Annotated in this window: 4 protein-coding genes; 3 read left to right on the top strand and 1 reads right to left on the bottom strand. The window is 61.7% G+C overall.

Going from position 1 to position 3,366, the window contains the following annotated elements; all coding sequences use genetic code 11:
• The coding region (locus tag EOA86_RS27520) for an aminotransferase class V-fold PLP-dependent enzyme (RefSeq protein ID WP_128344562.1) at nt 1–883 on the top strand (883 nt) is incomplete at its 5' end.
• A 21-nt stretch (nt 884–904) separates the two neighbouring features.
• Nucleotides 905–1,255 (top strand): cupin domain-containing protein, encoded by a 351-nt coding sequence (locus EOA86_RS27515; protein WP_128344561.1) that lies wholly within the window; start codon nt 905–907, stop codon nt 1,253–1,255.
• Here EOA86_RS27515 and EOA86_RS27510 read toward each other — a convergent pair.
• On the bottom strand, nt 1,245–2,513 hold the full coding sequence (locus EOA86_RS27510) for a cytochrome P450 (RefSeq protein ID WP_128344560.1): 1,269 nt from the start codon (nt 2,511–2,513) through the stop codon (nt 1,245–1,247). The two genes, EOA86_RS27515 and EOA86_RS27510, sit on opposite strands and share 11 nt — an antisense overlap.
• Nucleotides 2,514–2,763: 250 nt before the next feature.
• On the opposite strand from EOA86_RS27510, the gene EOA86_RS27505 reads away from it, so the two are divergent.
• A partial coding sequence (locus tag EOA86_RS27505) for an FAD-dependent oxidoreductase (RefSeq protein WP_164892023.1) occupies nt 2,764–3,366 on the top strand: 603 nt, incomplete at its 3' end.

Raw genomic sequence — 3,366 nt, 5'->3', positions numbered from 1 at the left:
CACCAACGAGATCTCGACCTTCGAAAGCCAGATCGACGAAAAGACCAAGGCGATCTTCATCGAGAGTCTGGCCAATCCGGGCGGTGTCTTCGTCGACATCGAGAAGATCGGCGATATCGCCCGCAAGCACGGCCTGCCGCTGATCGTCGACAACACGCTGGCCTCGCCCTATCTGGTGCGGCCAATCGAGCATGGCGCCGACATTGTCGTGCATTCGCTGACCAAGTTCATCGGCGGCCACGGCAATTCGATCGGCGGCGCCATTGTCGACGGCGGCACCTTCGACTGGTCGAAATCCGGCAAATATCCGATGCTGTCGGAGCCGCGCCCCGAATATGGCGGCCTCGTCTTGCACGAAACCTTCGGCAATTTCGCTTTCGCCATTGCCGCGCGCGTGCTTGGCCTGCGCGACATGGGCCCGGCGATCTCGCCCTTTAATGCATTCCTGATCCTGACCGGGCTGGAAACCCTGCCGCTCAGGATGCAGCGCCATTGCGACAATGCGGTCACCGTCGCCGGGTGGCTGTCTAACCACCCAAAGGTCGCCTGGGTGTCCTATCCTGGCCTGCCCAGTGACAAGAACAATGCGCTACAGAAGAAGTACTCGCCACTTGGCGCCGGTGCCGTGTTCACCTTCGGCCTGAAGGGCGGCTATACGGCAGGCATCAAATTCGTAGAGGCGCTCGAACTGTTCTCGCACCTTGCCAATGTCGGCGACACCAAGTCGCTGGTCATCCATCCGGCATCGACCACGCATCGGCAGCTGTCCGACGAGCAGAAGGTCGCGGCAGGCGCAGGGCCGGATACGGTCAGGCTCTCGATTGGCATCGAGGACGTCAACGACATCGTCGCCGATCTGGAACAGGCTCTCGCCAACGTTTGATTCTGCTTGGAAGGAGCTTCCATGACCGCGCCGAAATTTCTTTCCGTCAATGTCGACAGCATCGAACCGGAACTTGGCGCGCCGGCGCCGGATCGTCTGATTTCAGGCGATCCGAAATTTCGCACCTGGAATGTCGAGGAACGCGACGGCGGGCTCTATGCCGGCATCTGGGAGGCGACCCCGGGCAAATGGCGCATCGAATATGACGAGTGGGAGTTCTGCCACATCCTGTCGGGCGTTTCAGTGATCGCTGATGAGGGCGGGGAGGCGCGCACCGTCAGGGCCGGCGACAGTTTCGTGCTCAGGCCGGGTTTTAAGGGCAGCTGGGAAGTGCTTGAAACGACTCGCAAGGAGTATGTGATCAAGCTTTGATCACTTGTCCGGTGTGCACGGCGAGCGTTTCCAGCCCATGGAAATGATAGGTGTCGCGAAAGCGCGGCTGTTCGGCGAGATAGAGCCGCGGTAGCCGGTCGAACAGGGTTTTCAGCGATACCTGCAATTCGAGCCGGGCGAGCGGCGCGCCGATGCAGAAATGAATGCCGGCGCCGAACGAGACGTTCTTCTGGTCCGCACGATCCGGCCTGAAGGCGAAGGGTTCGGCAAACGCCGCCGGGTCGTGGTTGGCCATACCGAGCAGCAGGCCGATCGTCTCGCCCGGCCGCACGATGACACCGGCACCCACCTCGATCTTTTCATAGGCATAGCGCGTGAACATGTGCAGCGGCGCGTCGAAGCGCAGGCATTCTTCGACCGTGGCGGCTGTCGTTTGTGGCGAGGTGAAGAAGCGGCGGGGGTTGCCGCCTTGCGCGAGGATCGCGTGCACCGCGTTGCCGGTCTGGTGGACGGTCGCCTCGTGGCCGGCATTGAGCAGCAGGACAGCCGAGGACACCAGTTCGTCCTCGGAGAGTTTTTGGCCATCGTCCTGCGCCGAGATCAGCAGCGACAACAGATCGTCGCCGGGGTTTTTGCGCCGCTCGGCAACATAGCCGCGCAGGAAATCCGAAAAATCCCGCGCCGCGCGATTGGCCGTCTCTTCCGTCTCACGTGTGCGGCCATGCATGTACATGGCGACCATCTGATGCGACCAGTCGAGCAGTTGCGGCCCCATCTCGACCGGCACGCCGAGCATTTCGGCAATGATGGTGATCGGCAAAGGCGATGCGAAAGCCGGCAGCAGGTCGACCTGGCCCGGTTCGAAACGGTCGATCAACTCGTTGGCCAGCGCCTCTACGCGCGGCGTGAGCCGCTCGACTTGACGCGGGACGAAGGCGCGGTTGACCAGCGTTCTGAGCCTGGTGTGAACGGGCGGTTCCAGTTCCAGCATCGAATTGGCCTCGATGCCGTCGAAGGCGCTGAGATGCGTGCGGTCCTGGTCTATGCTCCGGCGGTCAGGGATGCCGGCCGGGTTCTGGCGGCCGAAGCGGCGATCGCGCAGCAGCCGGTTGACGTCGTCGAAGCCGCCAAAGCACCAGAAGCCGAACTCTTCCCAGAAGATGACATTCGATCGGCCGTGCATAAAGGCATAGGCCTCACAGGGATTCTGGAAGAAAGCCGGCTCGTGCGGATCGAGCCGCACATGGCGGGTGGTTTGATCGAAGGCCAGGTAAGTTGGTGGTACCAAATCGGTCATTCTGGATCATTAGCGCATGACCCCGAAAACCGGAATCGGTTTTCGGCAAGGATCATGCGCGGATTCAAAGTGTTGGAGCGTCCTTTGCGCGTCCATCGACGCGCGGCGCTCCAAGGCTTGCCAGCTTGGCGCCAGACCGTATGTTGGCGCACGACAATCCGATGCATGTCGCCCAAAAGTGTGAAGCGGTTTTGGGACATGCACAAAAGCGCGTTGAGCCGGCCGAAGCGGCTGCGGAAAGACTGACTTGATGAATGTGATCGTGGTTGGCGCAGGCATTGCAGGGCTGTCGACGGCGTGGTCGCTGGCCAAAGCTGGGCACCGGGTCTCGATCGTCGAGCAGGGACCGATTCCCAATCCGCTTGCTGCCTCGGGCGATCATCATCGCATCATCCGCCGCGCCTATGGCGCAGCGGCGGGCTATGGCAGGCTGATCACCGAAGCCTATGAGGTCTGGGACGAGATGTGGGCCGATCTCGGCGAAAACCATCTCGATCCGCGCGGCTTCATCTGCATTTCGCGGGAGCCGGGAGACGAAGCCGAGGAATACCGCGAAGGCATGGAAGCCGGGAACTATCCATTCGAACTGTTCGAGCCGGACGCCGCGGCTAAACGCTGGCCGTTCCTGGAGCCCGGCTCGTTCCGCTACGCATATTTTTCACCGGACGGCGGTGCGCTGCATTGTCGCAAGATTGCGACCCGCCTCGCTAGATGGCTGCGCGTGAACCACGCCAATGTCTACGAAAACAGCAAGGTGGTGGAAGTTGACGCCGAGGCCGGCCGCATTGTGCTTGAAAGCGGCGAGACGATGCAGGCCGACCGCATCGTCTCGCCGCTTTCAAGCACAATGCGG

It is taken from the genome of Mesorhizobium sp. M5C.F.Ca.IN.020.32.2.1, assembly GCF_004023105.1.
In the GTDB taxonomy this organism is placed as follows: Bacteria; Pseudomonadota; Alphaproteobacteria; order Rhizobiales; family Rhizobiaceae; genus Mesorhizobium; species Mesorhizobium wenxiniae.
The sequence above is the reverse complement of the archived record's forward strand: the minus strand, read 5'-3'. Positions and strand labels throughout refer to the sequence as shown.

What these genes read in the sequence shown, in the direction of transcription:
- EOA86_RS27515 (WP_128344561.1), top strand. Translation starts at nt 905, where the DNA reads ATGACCGCGCCGAAATTTCTTTCCGTCAATGTCGACAGCATCGAACCG.
- EOA86_RS27510 (WP_128344560.1), bottom strand. Translation starts at nt 2,513, where the DNA reads ATGACCGATTTGGTACCACCAACTTACCTGGCCTTCGATCAAACCACC.